This window comes from Metabacillus rhizosphaerae (assembly GCF_037201795.1).
GTDB classification, from domain to species: domain Bacteria; phylum Bacillota; class Bacilli; order Bacillales; family Bacillaceae; genus Metabacillus; species Metabacillus rhizosphaerae.
Map to the genome: position 1 here is coordinate 833,543 of NZ_CP147403.1, position 23,712 is coordinate 857,254.

Here is a 23,712-nt window from a genome sequence, read left to right on the forward strand (position 1 = left end):
CTTCTTCCTTTTTTCATACAATTTAGCTTAAAAACAGCATCATAATATTTCATAAATCATATAGCAAACGAAACCATCTGTCTATAATCAAGCTATTTTCGTGCTTTCTCATTATGTAACTGACTTCTAAGGGTGTTCGTGAAAAATAATTATGTAAGGTTTTTAGATTCATAGAGGTTGACTCAAAGGGGACTGCTTCCTGTGGTTTTGAGTCAACCTCATAGGCTTCGTATTTAATTGCTATTGGTAAGTAGCTATTAGAGGTCTTTCTTCTACTTTAAAGGAAAAGGCTCAAACTTTCCATAACCGCGCTGTTCATTAAAATCTTGTAATAACACATTTTGAATAGTCTTATTCGTACGTGTTAATAGACCAAGGTTATTAGCTGTTTCTATGATAGTGCCATGTTCCAAAGATTGATAGCTTATTTTTTCCTTCCACACCATGTTAGCTGACTGATGAGTTAAGTCACTCTCTTTGAGAATAGGATTCTTATCATCGTAATATCTGTTTACCGTTTTCTCCTTTTGTCTGAGTGTTGTAATCCAAACAATGAGTTTAAGCAAACTTCCGAACAATCCTTCAAAGCTCATATTCTTCATTGGACTACTTGTAAGCTGATAGATAGAGAGCTGTTCGTTGTTTATTTCGACATCAGCTTTTACAGTTGAAGCATAATGAACATCACCTGATAAAATGATGCATTCACTAGGCATCCATTCCTTAAGGTAATGAAGAAAAGAAGAAAAGCCTTCAACATTATATTTCCATGCTTCAAAGTCTAATTTGTAATGGACTGGTACACCAAGTACTCGAAAAGGGTAGATATTATTTTTCAAAAATGATTCGATAACACCGACTCCATATAGTGGTGCTGGAGAAGCGATTATTAAAGGTTCCCCTTTATTCCAATCGCTGTCTTGTAATGTTTGATTAACAAGTTCCCATCCTTTTTCCCCAATTAACTTAGGGGTTTTTGTCGTTTCCTCAATCAAATTCGTCCATTTTACTTGCTTTGGTGTAGAATCGAATTCTCGTAATGTTCGAGTATCAAGGAATAGTGTCAAAGGTGTAGTTGGAGCTGTAAAATGCCATGATTGAAATTCCTCCAACGTTTGAAGCCAATTCTTGTAAGCGGGTGCTTCTGCATGAAAGCCATTGAAATATTGATTCATGGCTGAAATAAAGGATTGGTCAAATCGGCTTGGGTCATTTCCCCACCCTTGGAAGGCCCAGTAAGCAGCAAGACCGTTAGCAATTGTATGTCTTCCTAATGGAGCTTCATGGACTTGTTTTTTCCATTCTAATGAAATATTCCAGTCATCTGTAATATCGTGATCATCAAATATCATATAGGTGGGGATATTGGCTAATAAGCGTCGTACCTTTGCAACCGACTGTTGGAATTGTTCGATATCGAGTGATTGTTCATGATAGCGATCCTTATATTGGAGATACTCATCATGATGTTCCTTAAGAGACGCTGCCTTTTTGGGAGAATTAAAATGGATCAGATTGTGTTGATAAGCTTCCTCAAACGTATACATTACATGCTCTTCCTTGGCCATTTGCCAAAGTACTGGACTCCAGCTTAATAAGTACATTGTTGCATATTCTCCGAACGTTATAAGGTGGTTATAGGCATTTGAAGAGGTGAATTTACAAAACTGCTCGATTATAAACTGTCTGCCCTGGATTTTTGTTAAACGTTGTTTAAAGTTATTCCTTTTAAGAGACGGCTCCACTTTAGATAAATCTTCTTGTTCATGCCCTGTTAATTGACGACTCATTTCTTGGATAATAGGAAAGATTGGATCTGCAACATCATCTGCATAGATTTGATCACCTAACATATAGAGGGAGCTGGGCCTTATTTCTTTGTCTAATGGTTTTTTTGCAATCATTTCGTCTGCCCTTGCTAATGCATCCTGTCCTTTCCCGTGTAATTTTCTACATGAGCCATAAAGAATGGCTGATTCTGGTTTTGAATTAATATAAAAGGTAGGATATAAGAAATCTCCATAGACAATTGAGTTAGGGTTATTGGGGGAAAGTAAACCAAGGCTGCTTAAATCATATTTATTAGATCCCTTTGTAAAAAACAAATTATAGCCAAGTAATTGATCAACAGGTAGGTTTTCCTCTAAAGGTGTGATGTGTACTAAATGGATAAAGAGTTGTTTTCCAAGACGAATTGATTTTAATATTGTACGAACTTGTAGCTGTTTATCATCCTTGGAATCTTGATTAGTGCCTACTTGATAAAGCTCTGCTTTTATATGAAAGTCCTTGCTTGTTGCAATCCAAATATACACCTGTGTTGGGTCTACTTTACGAATAATCGGTCCAGATAATAGGATTGGAAGTTCCATTATTCAAGTCACCGCCTGAATAGGTATTTATACTAAGCTATTCAGGTGGTAATAAAATGGTGAGGACAGGGAAAAGTCAAAGAAGGAAAGATTTGCTTAAATGAACCTTCTTCATTAAACTCTATATAGACATCTGTTATGGAGTGAAGGAAGTTGGAAAATAAACAAAATCAAACGTTTGAGATTATCGAGGTGTGTTTATTAGCTGGAAAGATCATGCTTAGAAGTGGTGCGGAGACGTATCGGGTAGAAGATACGATGACACGCATAGCAGCGGCCTATGGTATTTTACATTCACATAGCTACGTTACTCCTACTGGGATCATTTTTTCTATAGACAGTCATAACCCAACAAAATTAGTAAGAATTATTGACCGTTCAACAGACCTACAAAAGGTGGCAAAAGTGAATAGTGTTTCAAGACTAATCAGTAGTGGTGAGCTTTCAGTCCAAGAGGCATACGGACATCTTAAAGAGATTGAACATGATGCACATGCATATCCCATTTGGATACAGATTGCTGCTGCATCTATAGCGAGTGGCTGTTTTCTAATTATGTTTCAAGGTGACTGGACTGATTTTCTTCCTGCGTTAATTGCCGGTGGAATTGGCTTCTCATGCTTGATCTATATCCATCAATTAGTAGAAATAAAGTTTTTCGCAGAGTTTTTGGCATCATTTATTATCGGGTTGATAGCTGTATTGTTTGTTGTGTTAAGCCTTGGAACAGAGCTTGATAAAATTATTATTGCTTCTGTTATGCCGTTAGTTCCGGGCTTGTTAATTACTAATGCAGTTAGGGATTTAATGGCGGGACATTTAGTTTCCGGAATTTCAAAAGGGGCTGAAGCGTTTTTAACAGCATTTGCGATCGGAGCGGGTGTTGCTGTTGTCTTTTCATTTTATTAAAGGCAGGGGGCTTACATAATGATCGAACAGTTTATTACTAGCTTTATTGCGTCATCTGCATTTGGAATTATCTTTAATGCACCAGTAAAAACGTTATTCAAGTGTGGTTTTGTAGGTATGGTCGGCTGGATGGTTTATATTGGTCTTTATGAATACACACTAGATAGTGTTTTTGCGACACTAATTGCATCTTTCTTTATAGCAATTATTAGTCAATTTTTTGCTAAGGCCTATAAAACACCAATGATTATTTTTAATGTTTCAGGTATCATACCACTAGTACCAGGTGGTTTAGCTTACGATGCAATGAGGCGGGTCGTAGAAAATGATTATAATGCCGCAATTCCTCTTGCTGCAAAAGCGTTTATGATCTCTGGTGCAATTGCAATCGGGTTAGTTTTATCAGAGGTTATTAACCAGATTATTCGAAAGGCCAGTCTTAGGAAAATGGTACAATAATTTATATGGGTGTTTTTCCTAATAAAAAAATTCACTAAAATTCTTAACCAATTAAGCTGGCTCATGTATAATGTTTTTCATCACTTATAGAGAGGTTTTAACAATGAATTCATATATTAAGGATCAAATAGAATTATTTCAGGAACGTAATCAGAATCGTGGACGTCTTTTAGTTAGTTGTCCGGATAAACCAGGGATTGTTTCGACAATCTCGAAATTTTTGTTTTCACATCATGCAAATATCATTGAATCAAGCCAGTATTCAACAAATCCAGAGGATGGAACGTTTTTCATTCGTATTGAGTTTGAATGCCCTAATCTTAAGGAGAAAGCGAAAGACATGGAGCATCAGTTTGCTGAATTGGCAAAAGAATTTTCATTTGAATGGAAATTAACTCATGTTTACAATGTGAAAAAAGCGGCTATCTTCGTATCAAAAGAGCTACACTGCTTGCTTGAGCTTTTATGGGAATGGCAAAGTGGCGATTTAATGGCTGATATTGCTCTTGTCATAAGTAATCACGAGGAAGCAAGAGATGTTGTGGAAGGACTTAATATCCCGTTTTATCACATTCCAGCTAATAAAGATATTCGGGCTCAAGTCGAAGAACAGCAGTTACAGCTATTAAAAGATTATGATATTGATTTAATTGTACTAGCTCGTTATATGCAAATCCTAACACCAAATTTTGTAGCAGCGAACCCTAATAAAATTATTAATATCCATCATTCATTCTTACCTGCCTTTATTGGAGCAAGACCATATGAACGAGCGTATGGACGCGGCGTAAAATTAATTGGTGCAACCTCACATTATGTTACAAATGATCTTGATGAAGGACCAATTATCGAGCAGGATATCGGTCGTGTCGATCACCGAGATAATGTTGATAATTTGAAAAAAATTGGTCGTTCGATTGAAAGAAGCGTACTAGCAAGAGCAGTAAAATGGCATTTGGAAGACCGTATTATTGTTCATCAAAATAAAACGATTGTTTTTTAATGTGAATCCCCTTTTTAGGGGTTTTTTATTTGCCACGATTATGTAAACTGTTTTCTTATCAGATTTTTCTAAAATATAGTGTTTGAAATCGTTACCATTTTATATAGAAGAAACAGAATAAACTATCTATTAAGAAATGATGATACAATATTAGCAACTTAGAAAATTACTGGGAGGGATTGTCGTGAAACGATTAAATGGCATAACCATTGCACTGGCAGGACAGAGAAAGTCTGAGGAATTAAGTAAGCTAGTTGAGAATTTAGGTGGTGTCGCTTTAGTGCGCCCAGCGCAGGGTACTGTGTTTCTTGATGATTCAAATGTGGAAAAAGAAATCCAAGCATTGGTGGATGGGAACTTTGATTGGCTTATTTTCACGACAGGCTTAGGGACAGACAAACTTTATCAAACGGCTGTGAATATCGGCTTAGGTGAAAAATTTATTGAAGCCTTAAGCAAATCAAAGGTGGCAGCAAGAGGATATAAAACGGTTAATGTATTAAAGAAGCTAGGAATTATACCTGTTGTAAGAGATGATGATGGGAGCACAGCTGGGCTAGTAAGAGAATTAAATGCCCACCGTTTAACGGGCTTACGAGTTGCTCTTCAGCTACATGGTGATCCAGCTCCAGTATTGATTGACTGGCTAGAGGAACAAGGTGCTGGATATAGAGAAATCTTACCGTATAAGCATATTCCGCCTAAACCTGAAGTGATGGAGCAACTAGTTGGTGAAATTTTAAAAGGTGAGGTTGATGCAGTAAACTTCACTAGCACACCACAAGCGCGTTTTTTAATGGCACATGCTAAGGAAAAGGGTGTAGAGAAGGAAGTATTACACGCCTTTGCAACAAATGTTATTGCTGTTTCAGTTGGGAAAGTTACTGCCCAAGCATTGCGAGAAGTTGGCATTACTCGAATGGTTGTACCAGAAGAGGAGCGAATGGGTAGTGCGATCATAGCGCTAGTTCATTATTATCAGGAGTTACAAGCGAACAAACCTGAATAGTACGATTGTGGGGATAGTAATGAGGTTGACTCAGGCAGGGGCTAGGATACTGTTTGAGTGAGCCTCTTTTTTTGATGTTAACAGTTTTTTATATAAAATTGTGAAATTCGCAAAAGAGCATTTCCTGAAGTTAAAAGAAGGATATGAAGGTTAATTCCTTTTGTTAGCGCTTTAATTTTACTATAATATACTTGTTCAAGGCGTTATAAAAAAGCTACATAATTAGGGATGGTGGAGAACATGAATTATCGTCAACTAGGAGATACAGAGTTAAAGATCAGTGAATTAAGCTTTGGCACATGGGCAATTGGTGGCTCTTGGGGGAAATCTGATGACCAGGAAGCGTTAAAGGGATTAGAGCATGCGATGGATGCAGGGGTCAACTTCTTTGATACTGCAGATGTCTATGGCGATGGCCACAGTGAAGAGTTATTGGCAAAAGCGACAAAGGGAAAGGAAGACAAAATTCACATTGCGACAAAGTTTTGCCGTGCAGGTGATATTTTTGATCCAGAAACCTATTCTGAAAAGTCTATAACTGAGTATTGTGAAGCAAGTTTAAAAAGACTTCAACGTGAAGCGATTGATCTATATCAAATTCACTGTCCACCAATGGAAATCCTTAAAAGTGGCAGTGTCTTTAATGTGCTAGATAAGCTGCAACAACAAGGGAAAATCCGCCACTATGGTGTGAGTGTTGAAACGGTGGAAGAGGGTTTACTTTGTTTGGAGCAAGAGAATGTAAAAGCGCTGCAAGTTATTTTTAATATCTTCCGCCAAAAGGCAGTTACTGAATTACTTCCACAAGCAAAAGAAAAAGGTGTTGGTCTTTTAGCACGAGTTCCTTTAGCAAGTGGATTGTTAACGGGTAAATTTACAAAACAAGCAACATTTGAGGCAGATGACCATCGTAGCTTCAATAAAGATGGTGAGCACTTCAATGTAGGTGAAACGTTTGCGGGTGTAGAGTTTTCAAAAGGAGTCGAGTTAAGTGAACAACTTAGCTGGATCGCTGATGGACGTGGAAATATGACAAGAGCAGCATTGCGTTGGATTCTTGACCATGAGGAAATTACCACTGTTATACCTGGATTTAAAACAGTTAAACAAGTTGAAGATAATCTGCAAGCAACTGAGGTTCAATCATTTAGTGAAGCAGAATTAAAACAACTATCAACATTTTATCAACAGGAAATCCATCCGAATATTCGCGGTGTCTACTAAAAAGAATGAGAGTTAAAGCTTTTCTATAGCTTTAACTCTTTTTTTAAACAGTTAGAAAGTATAAAAGTTTGTACCTAGTTTTGGTGTCTAGCTCCAGCGCCTAGCCCCTCTAGGGTCTAGCCAATTTGGAATTGAAGGCAAAGAACGCCTTCTATTCCAAATCGTCTTATTGCCCGAGGCTGGTCAAGGCGCTTGCGCTTTTCTTAGTGAGTCTCCTTCAAATTGAACTTTGTCACTTCTTTTCGATGTAAGACCAATTTATAACATACAATGACAATAATCATAAATATAGCTGTATAGAAATATAGCTGGCCATAACCAAGCTGTGTAGCAACAATGCCTAGGATGTATGAGCCTGCAGCAATTCCTGTATCGAAGAGTGTGAAAAATGTTGCTGTAGCATGCCCGCTTCTATTACGATCAGTTGCTTGAATGGCAAGTGTTTGCAAGGAAGGTACGACGGTTCCATAACCAAGTCCAATGAATGCACCTGATAACAGCAGCATGAACGAAGTTTGAGTCAAACTTAATAGAACCAATCCGATCAGGAATAATCCGAGTGCTGGATAGATAACAATATGGGGACCTTTTGAATCAAATAAACGGCCACTAAAAGGACGAGCAACTAGCATGACAACAGCAAAGACTACGAAGAAAAAGCTAGCCGCATCTAATAAATTGAGCTCTTGTGCATAAATGGATAAAAATGACAGTACGCTTGAATAAGCAACTGCAACTAAACTACCGATAAAAGCAATTGGTAATGCCTTTCGATCAATTAGGTCGGAAAACTGTAACTTTTTCTTGCTCTTCGTTTCTTTTGAAGCTGCTTCATTTATTTTACTTGAAGCAGTAAACAGTACTCCTGCTGTAATTAATAAAGCAAATACAAGAAAGAGAATAGTAAATGATGCAACTTGTATTAGAGTTAGTGCAATTAGTGGACCAAAAACAACAGCGAGGTTCGTCGACATCACGAAGTATCCAAGACCTTCTCCACGCCTTTTTATTGGAACGAGATCTGCTGCTATCCCACCGGTTGCTGTCGTAGCAATACTAAACCAAATTCCTTGAAAGAATCGCAGTGCTAGTAATAACGTATAGTTTTCAATCAAAAGGTACATAAACGAGCATATTGTAAAAAGAATAAGACTTATCATTAACATTCTTTTTTTGCCAAAATCCTCTAATAACTTCCCTGAAAATGGTCGAACGATGATGGCGGAAAGAAGGAAGATCGTTACGATAAGACCTGCATCTATCTCAGAACGATGTAGTTCATCGACTACATATATTGGTAAGGAGGTTAATAAGCCGTAAAAGGCAATAAAGATAAAAAAGTTACTCAAGGAAATACTGATAAAGCTTTTGGTCCAAATTGGTTGTTTGCTTTCATTGTTCATTCGAATTTATTCCTCCTCTTCAAGTGATGTTGTACCTAGTTTGTTTAATAAGTGGAAGAAGTAATCCTTTTCTTCGTTTGATAAACTTTTGACCATCCTCTGTTCAAAGGATTTAACTTCATCTTCAACAGCTGGTAAATGTTGAATGGCTTTATCTGTCAGTGATACAAGACGTTCACGTTTATCGCTACCCTGTGTTCGTTTTACCCAACCACTTTCCTCGAGCTTCACCAAGGTTCGCGTAACTGTAGGTGCTTCAACTACTAAATAACGCCAAATATCACTCTGTGTCATTGGTCCATTAATCTTTAGGCAATAAAGAATCGACCACTGGGAACTATATAAATCGTGTTTTTGCAACTGTTCATTTAGTTCTTTTGTCATGAAGCGAGTTTTCCGATAAAGTGTGTGGAATAGCTTGTTTGTGTTTTCCATCTGATGTCACCTCATTTTATTTACTTAGGTAAGTATCGTTTATGTACCTAATGATGGAAGTTCAGCTTTATTTGCCTAAGTAAGTGATTAATATTTACCTAGGTAAATATATTGCTTAATAAGCATATCAGAAATTAAAAATTTGTAAAGGGAACAGAATACAGTAGAGCAGAAAAAACCTTGGCAAGAGGGAGCCAAGGTTAGGTAAAACGAGCTATATTAAATCTTTACAGTATCGCTTTTTAAATTCCATGATTTCTTCCAAGAGTAGCTTGCTAGTAGCAAAATAACAAATGCTAGCAAGGCTATGACAGAAAAGGTAATAAATCCAGAAGCGTAAGAGCCTGTCAGTTCTTTTAATGTACCTAAAATGTTTGGTAAGAAGAAGCCGCCAATACCGCCTGCAGCGCCAACGATTCCTGTGATCATCCCAATTTCCTTTTGGAAACGCTGTGGGACTAATTGGAATACTGCACCATTTCCCATACCTAAACACATCATACCGACAAATAATAGAGCAGTAATTGCGAATAACGGAGGTAGTTGACTAACGCCAACCATACAAATGGCAACCCCAATAAAGAGGAAAGATAAAACCTTCACACCGCCAACTCTGTCAGCGATTAAACCACCTACAGGTCGGAAGAAGCTTCCTGCTGCAACGCAAAGGGTAACAAAATCTCCTGCTTGGACATTTGATAATTGATATTCATCAACAAAAAACATACTCAAAAAGCTTGATAGACCGACAAAGCCGCCAAATGTCACACTATAAAGTAAACAGAAAAACCATGTATCTTTATAAGCAAATACTTTGAAATAGTTTGCTAATGGCTGTGGTGCTGGTTGTGTTGGTGCATCCTTCGCTAAAACAACAAATATCACAAATGTTATAAGAAGTGGAATAATGGCAATTCCCATCGTTACATGCCAGCCGAAGTTTTCAGCTAACCGAGGGCCAAATAATGTTGCTAGTAAGGTACCACTGTTTCCTGCACCAGCAATTCCCATTGCTAAGCCTTGGAGGTGTGGAGGATACCATCTGCTTGCCATTGGTAAAGAAACGGCGAAGCTTGCACCAGCAACCCCTAATAAAATCCCAATCATATATAACTCAGGTAGTGTGTTACCAGCTATTAACCCCCAAAGTAAAGGGATCGTGGTAATGCTCATTCCTAAAATAGCTGTTTTCTTAGGTCCAATTCGGTCTGTTAATATCCCTAATACAATTCGGAAGAAGGAACCGGCTAAAATCGGAACTGCAACAATAAGCCCTTTTTGGGATGGTGATAAACCAAAATCTTGAGTGATGAAAACACCGAGGGCGCCAAGAATAACCCAAATCATAAAGCTAACATCAAAATACAAAAAGGAAGAAAAAAGAGTTTTCGGGTGACCGCTTGTTTTTAATTCAGATAATTTCATATGTGTTACTCCTTTCAATAGTTGAACTAGTTATTTGAATTTTCAGTCCTGTTGTTCATGAGGTCATTATAATGTGGGGGAAAATAGTATAAAAGTTATTTGTAAGCAAATATAACATGGAATTATTTTTTGTGAAGAATATATAAAGATGAAAAATAGCTGTGATGAAGTTGCTGAGTAAAAGTGAGATTCTGTGTTAGGAAATGTGACAACAATAATTTGTTGAGAGGAATTATATGAAATAATGAAACCATTAGATGAGGTCAGACCATTGATGCTGGAGGGTTAAGATGAAGCAAAAATTGGTAGTTATCGGAAATGGAATGGCGGGTGTCCGCTGTGTTGAAGAGATTTTAAAGCATAATTCTCATGATTTCGATATTTCGATCATTGGGAGTGAACCACACCTTAATTATAATCGGATTTTATTGTCCTCTGTCTTACAAGGAGAGGCAACATTTCAAGATATAACGATTAATGATTTCGAATGGTATGAACAGAATCGAATAAACCTTTTTTCTGGTGAAGCAGCTATTAAAATAGATTCACATAAAAAAGAGATCACTACAGATCAAAATCGCTTATTACCGTATGACAAATTAATTATCGCAACTGGATCGTCACCTTTTGTTCTTCCTGTACCAGGAGTTGAGAAAAATGGAGTTGTTACATTTCGAACAATAGAGGATTGTAAAGCAATTATTGGGACGTCTGATAAGGCCAAAAAAGCTGTCGTTATTGGTGGAGGAGTATTAGGGCTAGAGGCAGCTAGAGGTCTTTTGAATCTTGGTTTAGATGTAAAAGTCGTACACAATACAGATTACTTAATGCAACGTCAACTTGATGTTACTGCGTCAAACATGCTAAGAGAAAAATTAGAGCAACAAGGTATTGGATTTCTTTTAGGTAAGGTAACACAAGAAATCGTTGGTGAAAACAAAGTAGAGGGACTCCTATTTACTGATGGATCTTCAATAGAGGCTGATTTGGTTGTGATGGCTGTTGGTGTTATACCAAATATTGAGATGGCAAAAACCAGCGGAATTCATACGGAACGCGGAATTGTTGTCAATGACTTTATGGAAACCAGTATTTCAGATATTTATGCAGTTGGAGAGTGTGTCCAACATAATGGAATAGTCTATGGATTAGTCAAACCACTATATGAACAAGGCCAAGTACTGGCAAAGCATATATGCGGTCTAGCTGAACAAGGTTATAAGGGCTCAATCTTATCAACTAGCTTAAAGGTTCCTGGTATTGACCTCTTTTCCGTAGGAGAATTTGATGAGGATGATACGACTAAGACGTTAAAGATGCTAAATGAAATGGATGAAGTATATAAAAAAATCGTCGTCCGTGGAGATATAATTGTTGGCGCTGTGTTATTTGGAGATACAAACGATCAATCAAAACTATTAGATTTAATTGTGAAAAGAAAGCATGTTAGTGATGAAGAAAAACGAAAGATCCTCGATTCATCGAATAAGGATGCATCTTCAATAAAATCAATGAAAGCAAGTGAGATCATTTGTAATTGTAATGGTGTATCTAAAGGAACAATTATCGAGGCTGTTCAGCAGAAAGGATTAACATCAGTTGAACAAGTGAAACAGTGTACAAAGGCGTCTGGCTCATGTGGTGGTTGCAAATCACTTGTCTCAGATTTGCTTGCTTATATTCATAGTGATGAGTGTGAGGAAACCTTTCAGCAAAAGTCACTATGTGCTTGTACATCGTTAACAGAGGATGAGGTTGTATTGCAAATTCAACAACGAAATCTATCTTCATTACAAGATGTGTTTGCTGAGCTTGGTTGGAAAACGAAGAGTGGCTGTTCAAGTTGTGCTCCAGCTATTAGTTATTATTTAGCGATGATATACCCAGATACTGATGTTCTGAATGAAACATTCTCTGTTAATGAGAATATTGGGGCCTATCTAGAAAAGGATGGCACGTATTCTGTCGTTCCGCAAATGTATGGAGGGATGACAAACGCAGCAGAGTTTCGCAGGCTTGCTAGTATTATCGAAAAATATAAGATAACTAATGTTGGTATAACAGCTGAACAAAGAATTCAACTAAAAGGTATTGAAAAGGAACATATTCAAGCAGTTTGTTCAGAACTAAATATGCAATTAAGTCCAGTGCGTACTAATACGATTCGTCATGTAAATACTTGTTTTGGTGAACAAATATGTCAGTGTGAAAACAAACACGCCTTACAATTAGCGATTGAATTGGAAAAGGAAATGGAGTATTTATTAACACCTCATAGAGTCGTATTGGGTATATCAGCCTGTAAGCATAGAGAAATAGATATGATAACAAAGGATATTAGTATAATTGGAGTCAACAGTGGATGGGAAATCTACGTGGGTGGAAGTAGCAATCCTAGCTTTAAGCAAGGAGAATTATTTACTGTAACCAGCAATAGTCAGGAAGCAAAACAGTTAATATGTGGATTTGTCCAATATTACAGAGAAACTGCGAACTACCTTGAGCAAATCGGTGAATGGAGCGAAAGAGTAGGCTTGATTCATATAAGGGAAGTACTATTCGAAGATTCATTACGCGACCAGTTAATTGAACGCCTTGAGGCAGAAGTGCTCCCATTTGTAGGGAAATCTGTTTAAATAGATCAAAATCATAAATTATTAGAATAAAGGATGATGTGCCTTGACCGAGTTATTATTAAAATATTTCCGGACAAAGCAACAAGAAGTACAATCAGAAAAAGTATATGAAACGCAATGTCCGTTTTGTAGTATGCAATGTAAGATGCAATTAATTGAACAATCAATAGTCTCAAGAAAAAAGTATACAACGGTAGGAAAAGACAACCCTACATCTGAAGGTCGATTGTGTATTAAAGGAATGAATGCCCATCAACATCCTTTTCATCAAGATCGCATTACTACTCCTTTATTAAAAGTGAATGGGGAATTTGTTCGAATTTCATGGCAGGAAGCATTAACCCATATTAAAGAGCAATTTACTGAAATCCAAGCGGTCGATGGACTAGATGCATTATCTGTGTATGGCAGTGCCTCTATTACAAATGAAGAAGCATACTTGCTCGGTAAATTCGCCAGAGTCGCATTAAAAACGCGTTATATTGATTACAATGGTCGATTGTGTATGTCTGCAGCAGCAACTGCTGCAAATCAAACCTTTGGTCTCGACCGCGGATTAACAAATGCGTTAACAGAAGTGCCGTTAACACGAGTGATTATTTTAGCTGGAACAAATATTGCCGAATGTCAGCCAACAATTATGCCTTATTTTGAAAAGGCTAAAGAAAATGGTGCCTATATTATTGCGATTGACCCACGTGAAACGGGAACAACGCAAATTGCTGATTTGCACCTAAAGGTGAAACCAGGTATGGATGCTGCCTTGGCTAATGGGTTATTGAAGGTTATTATTGAAGAAAATTTGCTTGATGAGCAATTTATCGAGGAAAGAGCGACAGGATTTGAGGAAGTAAGGGAATATGTAACGTCTTTATCCTTAGACGAACTCTCAGAAATGACTGGCGTTCCGAGTGAACAAATCAGGGTAGCGGCGATTAAATTTGCTAGTGAAGAATCTGGCATGCTTTTTACAGCAAGAGGGGTAGAACAGCAAATTGATGGAACTGCAGCTGTAAGGAATTTACTGAATATTTTGATCTCAACGGGAAAAATAGGTAAACCATACTCTGGCTATGGCGCAATTACTGGGCAAGGAAATGGACAAGGGGCACGCGAGCATGGACAAAAAGCAGACCAATTACCAGGCTATCGATTAATAGAAAATGAAGAACACCGAGCATATATTTCGAGTATTTGGGGTGTTGATAAGGAAGAGCTACCTAGAAAAGGTGTTTCAGCCTTTGAGATGTTTAAAAAGATTGATGACGGCGAAATAACAGGGATGTTTCTTATGTGCTCAAATCCAGTCGTGTCCAACCCAAATGCACATTTTGTAAAGGCTGCTTTAAAAAAGTTAAAGTTTTTAGTTGCTGTTGATATGTTTATTTCTGAGACAGCCAAGCTGGCTGATCTTATCTTACCAGCATCTTCCTACTTAGAAGATGAAGGAACAATGACTAATTTAGAAGGAAGAGTCACCCTCAGAGAAGCGAGCCGTCCATGTCCTGGGGAAGTAAAACATGACTGGGAAATTATTTGCGAGATTGCTAAAGTTCTTGGCAAAGAGGAGTATTTTCCATATAAAAATGCAGAGGATATTTTTAATGAATTAAGATTAGCTAGTAGAGGTGGGACTGCTGATTATTACGGGATAACCTATGAACGTATAAGAAAAGAAAAAGGCATTCTCTGGCCTTGTCCTGAGTTAGATCATCAAGGTACTACACGGCTCTTTGAAGAATCATTTGCCCATCCAGATGGGAAAGCAAAGATGATCGCTGTACCAAATATACCAGACGTGCCTAAGGAAAAACCGAGTGAAGAGTTCCCGTTGTATTTAACAACAGGAAGAGTGATGTCACATTATTTAACAGGAGTACAAACAAGGAAAAGTGCTGCACTTGCAGCAAGGAACTTTGAATCCTATCTTGAAATCCACCCAGAGACGGCGAAAAAGTATAACATCGACAATAATCGCTTAGTATCTGTTGCCTCTAAGCGAGGAAAGATTGTAGTAAGAAGTAGATGGTCAGATAAAATAAGGCAAGATACTGTGTTTGTTCCATTTCATTGGGCAGATAGTCAAAATGTAAACCTGTTAGTTGGTGAAGAATTAGACCCATCATGTAAAATGCCAGGTTTTAAAGTAAGTGCTGTAAATGTAACACCAGTTTAGAATACAAAGAGTAAGAGTAAGAGTAAGAGTAAGAGGTGCAAAAATGCACCTCTTATTTTCGTTCTTAAGTATTAAAGAAGATAAGTACGGGATACATGCCTGTTTATTAGATCCGATAGGTCTCGCGTTTATGCGGGATTTTTGTCGTTATTAGTCGAATGGTCGATATCTTGATGAATTCGGTTGAGATATCACTGATTTCGGACAATAAAGTAGCAAAAGTGGTCGATAAAACAAGCGAGCCCGACAATATAACGTGAAATGTTGACAATAAGCCATATTTCATTTAGTAAGATGGATAACTCGAAGGCGCGATTTCAAAGGGGTGATTATGTCACAAAATAAAACAATGTCAGAAAACCTAACATGTATGTAAAATCTTTTATTTCACCGTGATATAGTAGAGGAAACTTTCCAAGGGGAGGAAAATCAGGTGGAAAAAAAGAAACTAGTTCTAATAGGGAATGGAATGGCCGGTGTAAGAGCGATTGAAGAAATTTTAAAGGTCTCGAAGGATTTATTCGATATAACAATCTTTGGGAGTGAACCACATCCTAACTATAATAGAATCCTTTTATCAAAGGTATTACAGGGTGATACCAAGGTAAAAGATATTACGCTAAATGACTGGGAATGGTATGAAGAAAATAATATTACCCTCTTTACAGGTGAAACAGTAACGAAAATTAATCCAGAGATGATGGCAGTCGTATCAGATAAAGGTAGAGTTGTACCATATGATGAGTTAATTATCGCAACTGGATCTGTACCATTTATCCTTCCACTACCCGGTGCTGATAAGCAAGGTGTTACAGCATTCCGTGATATTAAAGATACCGACATTATGCTGGAGGCATCTAAAAATTATAAAAAAGCCGCAGTTATAGGCGGAGGATTACTTGGATTAGAGGCAGCACGTGGCTTATTAAACTTAGGGATGGATGTCTCTGTTATTCATATCGCTCCAACATTAATGGAACGCCAGTTAGATGAAACAGCTGGACGCCTTTTACAAAAAGAACTTGAAAAACAAGGAATGAAATTTTTATTAGAAGCACAAACACAAGAAATTTACGGGACAGATCGAGTAGAAGGATTGAAATTTAAGGATGGAACTCAGCTTGAAGCAGACTTAGTTGTTATGGCGGTTGGGATTAAGCCTAATATCGAGTTAGCTAAGGAAAGTGGGATAGCTGTTAATAGAGGAATCATCGTAAATGACTTTTTACAAACAGATCTTCCACATGTTTATTCTGTTGGAGAATGTGCCGAGCATAATGGAATTCCATATGGTCTAGTTGCTCCTTTATATGAGCAAGCCAAAGTACTAGCTAGTCATATTTGTGGTCAAGAAGCAGCACCATATCAGGGTTCTGTATTATCCACTCAATTAAAAGTTTCTGGTGTTGAAGTATTTTCAGCAGGTGACTTTATGGATGGAGAAGACAAAAAGTCTCTAAAAGTATTCGATGAACAAGATGGAATTTATAAAAAGATCGTATTAAAAGGAAATAAAATTGTCGGAGCCGTATTATTTGGGGATAGCAAAGAAGGAAATCGCCTGTTTTCAATGATTAAAAAAGAGGCTGACATTTCAGATACAGAAAAGATCACAATTTTGCAGCCGATAGGAGAGGAAGCTGGAGCTAGCTTAGTTGCTACAATGAGTGCTGATGAAATCATCTGTGGGTGTAACGGGGTTTCAAAGGGTGCAATCGTTCAAGCGATTCAGGAAAAAGGCTGTACTTCTGTTGACGCAATTAAAGCATGTACTAGTGCTTCTCGATCTTGTGGAGGATGTAAACCACTAGTTGCAGATGTCTTGCAGCTTACCCTTGGATCTGAATTCGATGCTTCCGCACAAAAAGAGGCAATTTGTGGATGTACGACATTATCTCGAGAAGAAATTGTCGATGGTATTAAAGAGAAAGGTCTAACACATATAAGAGAAGTCATGAATGTTCTCGGATGGGAATCTGAAGAAGGCTGTTCAAAATGTCGTCCAGCAGTTAACTATTATTTAGGAATGGTAAATCCAACAAAATATGAAGATGAAAGAGAATCACGTTTTGTTAATGAGCGTATGCATGCGAATATTCAAAAAGATGGAACATACTCAGTTGTCCCAAGAATGTACGGTGGTGTTACAAATGCAAATGAATTACGTCGTATTGCAGATGTTGTTGAAAAATATGAAATTCCATTAGTAAAAGTAACCGGTGGACAACGTATTGACCTGTTTGGTGTTAAAAAAGATGATCTACCAAAGGTATGGCAGGATTTAGATATGAATTCAGGCTATGCATATGGAAAATCACTGCGTACAGTGAAAACATGTGTTGGTGAAACATTCTGTCGCTTTGGCACACAGGATTCAATGGGCTTAGGAATTGACCTTGAAAAGAAATTTGAAGGATTACAAACTCCTCACAAAGTAAAAATGGCTGTATCTGCTTGTCCTAGAAGCTGTGCAGAATCAGGCTTTAAAGATATTGGATTCATTGGTATTGATGGTGGATGGGAAATCTACGTTGGTGGTAATGGTGGTACACACGTACGTGGAGGAGACTTATTATACAAAGTAAAAACAGATCAAGAAGCAATGGAAATTACCGGTGCTTATTTACAATATTATCGTGAAACAGCAAACTATTTAGAACGTACTTCAGCATGGATCGAACGTGTTGGCTTAGCTCATGTCCAATCCGTACTAGATGATAAGAACAAGCGTACAGAGTTAAATGCTCGTATGGATGAGGCGTTATCTGTTTATAAAGATCCTTGGAAAGAGATTATTGAGAGCAAGAAAACAACGAAGGAACTATTTGAAACAGTAGGCATTTCTTAATCTTGTGAACTGTTAGAAAAGAGGCGTTCTTTTATCAAGGTATACACATAAAAAACAGAATATTTCGTCAAGGAGGAAGATGGGCATGAAGGAAATGACAAAAACAAAGGTGTACGTTGGTCCCCTTTTAGAATTACCAGAACGAGTTGGAAAAACTGTTCAATTAGAAAAGGATAAGGAAGTTGCTGTTTTTAAACTTTCTAATGGAACAGTCAAAGCTGTGGAAAATAAATGTCCTCATAAAGGCGGAGTCTTGAGTGAAGGAATTGTTAGTGGAGAGCATGTATTTTGTCCGATGCATGACTGGAAGATCTGCCTAGAAGACGGTAAGGTTCAAGCACCAGACTTTGGCTGTGTCAAAAAATATGAAACGCTAATCGAAGAGGGAGATGTGTTCCTCTTAATTTAACCAAATAGGGGAGAAAACAAAAGTAAAGTAGCTAAAGGGTTCTTATACCATTTAAGAGAGTGTCCTCCCTTACTTTGAGTACAACAAAGTGCGTGAATAATTAAACAAAATGTTAAGGGAGGAATTTAGAAAATGCAGATGGGTAAGGTGTATTTAGTTGGAGCTGGTCCTGGAGATAGTGAATTAATAACCGTAAAAGGGATGGAAGCAATTAAGAAGGCCGAGGTTATACTTTACGATCGCTTAGTTAACCCAAGACTACTTGATTATGCAAAAGCAGACTGTGAATTGATCTATTGTGGGAAGCTTCCTAACCGACATTTTATGAAGCAGGAGGAGATAAATCGGACATTGCTTGAAAAGGCATTGGCTGGTTTTACAGTTGTAAGGTTAAAAGGTGGAGATCCTAGCGTCTTTGGAAGAGTTGGTGAGGAAGCTGAAGTTTTAGCCGAGCAGAATGTAGCCTATGAAATTGTACCCGGGATAACCTCGGGTATTGCAGCTCCTCTTTATGCAGGAATTCCTGTTACACATCGCGATTACGCTGGCTCCTTTGCAATGGTGACAGCACATGATAAATCAAAAAATGGTAAACCTGATATTGATTGGGAAGGGCTTGCTAGAGGTGTCCAAACGATTGCGTTTTATATGGGGGTTTCAAATTTAGAGCATATATGTGAAAATTTAATTTTCCACGGGAAAGCACCAGATACCCCTGTTATCGTGATTCGCTGGGGAACTTGGAGTAGACAGGAAAGTGTAGTAGGTACACTTTCTTCGATTGTTGAAAAGGTCCGGGAAGGAAATATTGAAAACCCGGCTATTACTTTAGTTGGTGATATTGTTGCAACTCGGGAAAAAATAAAATGGTTTGAGAAAAAACCGTTATTTGGCCAACAACTTCTCTATGTTCGTGGATGTGCTGAAGAAGAGAGTTTCGCACATGAGTATTTGAATCAAGGAGCAGACGTAATTGAATTCCCTAAGTGGGAAGTAAATAAAGGCTCTTTAGATGTTAAGGTTAGAAAAAAATTACCAGCTTATAAAAGAATGCTTTTTATGTCAACAGAAGCGGCAACGAATTTTTTTAAGCTCTTAAAAAGCTATAAAATAGATATTCGACAATTACAAGCAAGACTTTTTTGTAAGCAATCATCAACAATTAAGCTCCTAGAAGATAAAGGATTCCTTTCAGGATTAGCAGATGAGTTAGATAGTGAAGGAAGCTTATTAATAATTGGATCAAATGATCACAGTGAAAAGAATTGGAAGCTTGATTACAAATATGGGGAACATGATTATGCTGGTGTTTATCAAGCATCAATTGATAAAAGGTACGAATCGATTATTAGGAGGTCAATTGAAGATGCTTCAATCTCAGCAATTCTCTTTTCCACTAGTGATTCAGTTCACACTTTTATGAAGCAAGCTGCACATTATGGCGTAGCACTTCAGTCATTTGCACAAACTACTGACATCATCTGCTTAAATAAACAAGCGTGGTTGACTGCTACTAATTATGGTCTTAACCCAAGGATGCAGGATGAAAATAATAAATTATATGTAGAAGACTTTTCACAGAATAGCAAAAATTTAATTGTTTCATCAAAAACGTACTAAAAAGGCTGAATCAATAAGATGCTCAGGCTTCAAAAGAGCAGGTCTTATTGATTCAGCTTTTATTTTTTTAAAACTATGTTTTATGCTTGATGAAGTAAGGGTAATTGTATAAATTTGCAAAAAATCCATATCCTTCCCTTGTATAATTACAATAAGGTTGTGGGATAATCTATTTCTGTAGGAAGGAAAGAAATCGGACTTGGATTTATAAGCAAAAAATGATTTTAAAATAAATGAAATAGTATGTTTTTGTTGACTCCGATTTTCCTTCGTCATATCATCAATATTCTATTTCTTCATAATCCTTTGGTTGAGGAACTGGTTGTTCTGGAAGTGTTATGTTGTATTCTGAAAGGGCTTCAGATTTCCTTTTGTATATTTTTCCGCTATAGGGGTTTTTGACATTTTGATTGTGGTTTGTTTTGTTCAAATTGATCATCTCCTTTTTGTAATGTTAGTTTTTAGTCTATCCAATATGGGTATTAACATGAAGAAATAAAAGCTTATTTTACCTGTTAAAAATTCACACATCAGTCACTTTATAACCTATTATTAGCACCTGGTAATAAAGTGTCATTGCTATTTGTCATTTAGCTTGGTACGATTAACCATGTTGCTGTTAATAGGATAAGGCTCTTTTCTAAGAGATTGTTGTTTTAAACTCAAATCAACCACACGAACTACTTGGTAAATAGCAACAAAGTTTATGAAAAAAGCCTAAGATAAAGACCGGGAAAGATTATTAATAATAACTTTCTAATCCAGATGTGGTCGATTTTTGACACTAACATTAACGTTGATTATGGAAGGAGTAATGTTATGAAAGAACTTCATTCATTTGCATGGTATGCCGCGCGTATATCTCCCAAATTACCGAAAAAGGCATTTAAGCCTGTTCCTGGACGCCTCTGGGGAGGATTAGCCTATCTGCTAATTGTCATAGCAGGGTTTTTAACAATTGGTTTATTTTCTTTAAATCCGTTTATTTACTTAGCTATTGCAATAGTACTTGGTACTAGTTTTGCAGCAATGGGATTTCTTGGGCATGAAATTTTACATGGTACTGTTGTTAGAAAACCGTGGCTACGAGATTTATTAGGTGCTATTGCGTTTTGGCCATTAAGCACTGGACCAAGACTCTGGAGAAAGTGGCATAACTTAACACATCACGTGCATACACAGAAAGAGGATCATGATCCTGATTCATGGCCAACACTAGAAAGGCTTTCTAAAACGAAAATTTTAAGTTGGATCTATCGCTTACCACAGGGATTTCGAGCATTTGTAAGCTTTTGTTCATTAACTGTGATGTTTTCATTACATTCAGCTAAAATGTTTACTGCTTATATAAAAGAATTTAATCCGAAGCATCAGCCTTCAGTGTGGATGCAATTCATCTTACCATGGGTATTTTGGATCTCCCTATTGTTCATTATGGGGCCATTTAAATGGTTTTTTGCTTTCTTATTGCCTTTATTTATTGCGAATGCAATTGTTATGGGATATATCTCAACAAACCACCGTTTGAACCCAATTACTGAGGTGAATGATCCGTTAGCAAATAGCTTAACGGTAACTGTCCCAAAATGGGTTGATGTCTTACACTTTAATTTTTCATATCATACAGAGCATCATCTTTTTCCAGGGATGAGCTCAAAGTATTACCCATTAGTAAAGGAACATATTAAAAGTATGTGGCCTGAGCGCTATCATGAAATGCCTATAGGAAAAGCGTTAGTAGCACTCTGGAAAACACCGCGTATTTATTATGAAGGAAATAAACTAATAGATCCTAGACAAGGACATGTATATGAAACGTTAGGTCATGGACTAGATATTTCAAATATAACGTTTAACAAGCTTGATAAGGAAGATACATTAGTTAGAATCATTAAGAAATCAAAGGCGAAAATTGGTAAAGTTGTTAAAGAGGAATAAGAAAAGCGCAAGCGCCTTAATCAGCCTAGGGCAATAAGACGCAAATGAATAGTAGACGTTCTTTGTCTTCAATTCATTTGTGGCTTAGATCCAAGAGGGGCTAGACGCTGGAGCTAGACATCAAAACTAAGTACAAAATTTTAAACTTTCTTAACTGTTAAAAAGGGGTCAGACATATGTCTGACCCTTAATTAATGCAAATCTACCTTTTTTAATGGTTTTTTAGCTGGTCCTTCAAGAACATCACCAGAAACTGAAAATCTAGAGCCATGACATGGGCAATCCCAAGAGCGGTCACCGCTATTCCACTCTACTTCACAGCCCATATGAGTACAGGTTGTGTCAACAAGATTTATATTCCCCTCTTTATCCTTATAACAGCCGGCGCGTTTTCCGTTTACAACGACAACAGAACCTTCATCATTTGCAATATCTTCAATTCGCTTATCCGCAATATCGATTTTCCCCTCAATTAAATGTCCTGCTACATCTAAGTTTTGCATGAGAAACTTTTTGATGCTTGGATCTGCATAAAAGCGTGATGGACTATATAATTCCTGATACGGGTTTTCCTTTTCTAAGACAAGATCACTAAGCAATTTTGCTGCAGCCGTTCCATTTGACATCCCCCACTTACGATACCCTGTTGCGACGAGAATATTTGGCTTTTTTGATGTGATTGGTCCAACATAAGGGACTTTGTCTAGGGTATAAAGATCTTGTGCAGACCAACGGTATTTGATTTCTTCAATTCCCAATACTCCCTCACCGAATTCTTCAAGTGCTTTATAGTGCTTATGGGTAGACGTACCTTGACCTGTTTTATGACCATCACCGCTTATTAAAACTAACTTTTCTCCATTCATCATCGGTGTGTAACGTAAAGATCGCGTAGGAGAATCAGCACTGTAGAACATACCACCAGGAAACTCCTGTTTTGTTTTGACTCCTAAAATATAGGATCGCTCTGCATGCAGCCTTGTAAAGTAAAAACCTTTTCCGTCAAAGAACGGAAAGTGAGAGCATGCAATTGCATATTTACAAGCAACTCGACGACCCTCGCGTGTAATAATCATTGGTTTTGGTGTTGTTTCATCAATATCAATTGCTGTTGTTTGTTCGTAAATTTCTCCGCCAGCATTTGTTATTTCATTCACAAGTGCTTTTAAATAACTTAAGGGGTGGAATTGAGCTTGGCTTTTCATAATAACTGCACCCTTTACATCTATTGGTAAAGGAATATCTTCTGAGAAATCACTATGTATTCCTAGCTTTTGATAAGCTTCGTATTCCTTCATAATTTTCCGCGCATATTCATCACTTATCGCATACATATAGGCATCTTCTGCTGATAAGTCACATTCTATTGCTAGGTCTTTAACAGTTTGTCTAACAAAGCTAAGTGCATCATTGTTTGCTTCATAATATTGTTTTGTTTTTTCTTCACCGATATGTTGGATGAATTCATCATAGATCAAACCATGCTGTGCTGTTATTTTCGCAGTAGTGTGTCCGGTCGTACCGTTTAGAATTTGGCTTGCTTCTAGGATGGCAACCTTCATCCCTTGCTTTGTTAACAAATAAGCAGTAGTTATCCCCGTAATCCCACCTCCAACAATTGCAACATCAACTTCCGTATCAATGGAAAGCGGTGAGAATGTAGGTAACTGTGTTGATTCCTTCCAGTATGGTTCTGGTTCATAAGGCATTTTTCCTTGTAGAAATTCTTCGGTCATTTGAAATCCTCCTTAATAACAATCATTTTCCATACAGATAATTTTTACCAAAGTCATTGAAATCATGTACCACGTATACAAAACGGTAAAGCTTAAGCTAAGCATGTTTA

General features: G+C 37.3%; 17 protein-coding genes. 11 read left to right on the forward strand and 6 right to left on the reverse strand.

All coding sequences use genetic code 11. The features are described 5' to 3' along the window. Window positions 1-272: 272 nt before the first annotated feature. A complete protein-coding gene (locus WCV66_RS04115) occupies window positions 273-2,372 on the reverse strand; it encodes an alkaline phosphatase D family protein (RefSeq protein ID WP_338787964.1) in 2,100 nt (699 codons plus the stop codon). Window positions 2,373-2,525: 153 nt separating this feature from the next. Between WCV66_RS04115 and WCV66_RS04120 the strand changes: the two genes are divergently transcribed. From WCV66_RS04120 to WCV66_RS04140, 5 genes are all read left to right on the forward strand, one after another. Next, window positions 2,526-3,281: a threonine/serine exporter family protein gene (locus tag WCV66_RS04120; protein WP_066338298.1), complete on the forward strand. Its 756-nt coding sequence runs from the start codon at window positions 2,526-2,528 to the stop codon at window positions 3,279-3,281. An 18-nt stretch (window positions 3,282-3,299) separates the two neighbouring features. Continuing rightward, entirely contained in the window at window positions 3,300-3,740 is a 441-nt protein-coding gene (locus tag WCV66_RS04125; RefSeq protein ID WP_066338293.1) for a threonine/serine exporter family protein, read from the forward strand. A gap of 103 nt (window positions 3,741-3,843) precedes the next feature. Then, window positions 3,844-4,743, forward strand: a complete 900-nt coding sequence (purU, locus tag WCV66_RS04130; protein WP_066338290.1) for a formyltetrahydrofolate deformylase — start codon at window positions 3,844-3,846, stop codon at window positions 4,741-4,743. Window positions 4,744-4,927: 184 nt separating this feature from the next. Then, window positions 4,928-5,752: a uroporphyrinogen-III synthase gene (locus tag WCV66_RS04135; protein WP_338787965.1), complete on the forward strand. Its 825-nt coding sequence runs from the start codon at window positions 4,928-4,930 to the stop codon at window positions 5,750-5,752. 240 nt (window positions 5,753-5,992) lie between these two features. Next, the gene (locus WCV66_RS04140; RefSeq protein ID WP_338787966.1) at window positions 5,993-6,976 is read left to right on the forward strand and encodes an aldo/keto reductase; all 984 of its coding nucleotides are present in this window, start codon (window positions 5,993-5,995) and stop codon (window positions 6,974-6,976) included. A 203-nt stretch (window positions 6,977-7,179) separates the two neighbouring features. On the opposite strand, the gene WCV66_RS04145 is transcribed toward WCV66_RS04140, so the two are convergent. From WCV66_RS04145 to WCV66_RS04155, 3 genes are all read right to left on the reverse strand, one after another. Continuing rightward, on the reverse strand, window positions 7,180-8,379 hold the full coding sequence (locus WCV66_RS04145; protein ID WP_066338280.1) for an MFS transporter: 1,200 nt from the start codon (window positions 8,377-8,379) through the stop codon (window positions 7,180-7,182). Between the two features lie 6 nt (window positions 8,380-8,385). Then, the gene (locus WCV66_RS04150) at window positions 8,386-8,814 is read right to left on the reverse strand and encodes a MarR family winged helix-turn-helix transcriptional regulator (protein WP_066338277.1); all 429 of its coding nucleotides are present in this window, start codon (window positions 8,812-8,814) and stop codon (window positions 8,386-8,388) included. 219 nt (window positions 8,815-9,033) lie between these two features. Next, window positions 9,034-10,239 carry a nitrate/nitrite transporter gene (locus WCV66_RS04155; RefSeq protein ID WP_066338274.1) on the reverse strand — a complete coding sequence of 402 codons (1,206 nt, stop codon included), beginning with the start codon at window positions 10,237-10,239 and terminating at the stop codon, window positions 9,034-9,036. A 290-nt stretch (window positions 10,240-10,529) separates the two neighbouring features. Here WCV66_RS04155 and nirB (WCV66_RS04160) point away from each other — a divergent pair, with 290 nt between their 5' ends. The 5 genes from nirB (WCV66_RS04160) (at window position 10,530) to cobA (ending at window position 19,928) form a co-directional block, all read left to right on the forward strand. Next, the gene (gene nirB, locus WCV66_RS04160) at window positions 10,530-12,875 is read left to right on the forward strand and encodes a nitrite reductase large subunit NirB (RefSeq protein WP_066338272.1); all 2,346 of its coding nucleotides are present in this window, start codon (window positions 10,530-10,532) and stop codon (window positions 12,873-12,875) included. 43 nt (window positions 12,876-12,918) lie between these two features. Next, window positions 12,919-15,051: an assimilatory nitrate reductase catalytic subunit NasC gene (nasC, locus tag WCV66_RS04165; RefSeq protein WP_338787967.1), complete on the forward strand. Its 2,133-nt coding sequence runs from the start codon at window positions 12,919-12,921 to the stop codon at window positions 15,049-15,051. 433 nt (window positions 15,052-15,484) lie between these two features. Next, the gene (gene nirB, locus WCV66_RS04170) at window positions 15,485-17,899 is read left to right on the forward strand and encodes a nitrite reductase large subunit NirB (RefSeq protein WP_338787968.1); all 2,415 of its coding nucleotides are present in this window, start codon (window positions 15,485-15,487) and stop codon (window positions 17,897-17,899) included. An 85-nt stretch (window positions 17,900-17,984) separates the two neighbouring features. Continuing rightward, window positions 17,985-18,308 carry a nitrite reductase small subunit NirD gene (gene nirD, locus WCV66_RS04175; RefSeq protein WP_066338261.1) on the forward strand — a complete coding sequence of 108 codons (324 nt, stop codon included), beginning with the start codon at window positions 17,985-17,987 and terminating at the stop codon, window positions 18,306-18,308. A 132-nt stretch (window positions 18,309-18,440) separates the two neighbouring features. Next, window positions 18,441-19,928: a uroporphyrinogen-III C-methyltransferase gene (gene cobA, locus WCV66_RS04180; protein ID WP_066338259.1), complete on the forward strand. Its 1,488-nt coding sequence runs from the start codon at window positions 18,441-18,443 to the stop codon at window positions 19,926-19,928. 280 nt (window positions 19,929-20,208) lie between these two features. On the opposite strand, the gene WCV66_RS04185 is transcribed toward cobA, so the two are convergent. Beyond that, a complete protein-coding gene (locus tag WCV66_RS04185; protein WP_157094494.1) occupies window positions 20,209-20,358 on the reverse strand; it encodes a hypothetical protein in 150 nt (49 codons plus the stop codon). A 389-nt stretch (window positions 20,359-20,747) separates the two neighbouring features. Here WCV66_RS04185 and WCV66_RS04190 point away from each other — a divergent pair, with 389 nt between their 5' ends. Then, the gene (locus WCV66_RS04190) at window positions 20,748-21,866 is read left to right on the forward strand and encodes an acyl-CoA desaturase (RefSeq protein ID WP_338787971.1); all 1,119 of its coding nucleotides are present in this window, start codon (window positions 20,748-20,750) and stop codon (window positions 21,864-21,866) included. 191 nt (window positions 21,867-22,057) lie between these two features. Here the strand turns inward: WCV66_RS04190 and WCV66_RS04195 are convergent, their stop codons facing one another. Beyond that, window positions 22,058-23,602 carry an FAD-dependent oxidoreductase gene (locus tag WCV66_RS04195; protein WP_338787973.1) on the reverse strand — a complete coding sequence of 515 codons (1,545 nt, stop codon included), beginning with the start codon at window positions 23,600-23,602 and terminating at the stop codon, window positions 22,058-22,060. Window positions 23,603-23,712 lie beyond the last annotated feature (110 nt).